Source organism: Kitasatospora nipponensis (genome assembly GCF_039528135.1).
GTDB lineage: Bacteria > Actinomycetota > Actinomycetes > Streptomycetales > Streptomycetaceae > Kitasatospora > Kitasatospora nipponensis.
Genome location: NZ_BAAALF010000629.1, coordinates 1 through 810 on the forward strand (window position 1 = coordinate 1; position 810 = coordinate 810).

The following is an 810-nucleotide window of genomic DNA, read 5'->3' on the forward strand; positions in this document are numbered from 1 at the left end:
CTCCGGGTCTCCCGGAGGGGCTTTCTGCATTTCCGGACCCGGACGGACAACCCAGGAGCACCGCAAGAAAGCAGCTACGGCACCCGCCCGACCTCCGGCCGCGACCGGTACAGCTCCAGGGCGATGTCGACCAGCGAGACCCGCACCAGGCCGGCCACCTCCCCGAGCGGGAACCAGGCGGCCAGGTCGGTCGAACCGCCGACCTCGTTCCGCAGGCTGCCGCCCACCACCCGGGCCGCGTAGACGATCCGCAGGCCGTGGAAGTCCTTCGGTGATCCCTTCCGGGCGAAGGGCGGGTCGAGGAGCCGTTGGGAGTGGATGCCGAGCAGCCGCTCGGGCTCGACCTGGTAGCCGGTCTCCTCCCGCACCTCCCGGATCACCGCTTCGTACGGGTCCTCGCCGTGGTCGAGGCCCCCACCGGGGACGGTCCAGGCGTGGGTGCCGTCGGGTGCCGCCCAGCGGGCGAGCAGGACCTGTCCGTCCTGGACGCACACTCCGTACGCGGCCACCCGCTGGCGTCGTTCCAGCTCCGCTGTCATGTCAGGGCTTCCTTTCCGGCGACTGGCGCCCGAGCCCGCTGGGAGCCGACAGCCAATCACCGGACGGACCCGGTGGACCAGCCCTTTCCGGCTCCTGACGCCGCGTATGGTCGGCGTCATGGAGACGACGAACCCGAGTCAGGACGGTATCCGCAGCACCGAGACCCTCGGTCCGGACGATCTGGCGGCAGCCAGGGCGGTGCTCGCGGCGGCGAGTGCGGTGGACGGGCGGGAGGCGGTGTCCGAGGCGGGGCGGCTGCCGGTGGCGGCG

The 810-nt window shown here is 72.5% G+C and carries 1 protein-coding gene; it reads right to left on the reverse strand.

Annotation, left to right across the window (positions count from 1 at the left end):
• Positions 1-74: 74 nt before the first annotated feature.
• Positions 75-539 (reverse strand): NUDIX hydrolase, encoded by a 465-nt coding sequence (locus tag ABD323_RS42365; protein WP_184915831.1) that lies wholly within the window; start codon positions 537-539, stop codon positions 75-77.
• Positions 540-810 lie beyond the last annotated feature (271 nt).

Excerpts from the sequence above, each read along its gene's own strand:
- ABD323_RS42365 (WP_184915831.1), bottom strand. The coding sequence starts at position 539 with ATGACAGCGGAGCTGGAACGACGCCAGCGGGTGGCCGCGTACGGAGTG.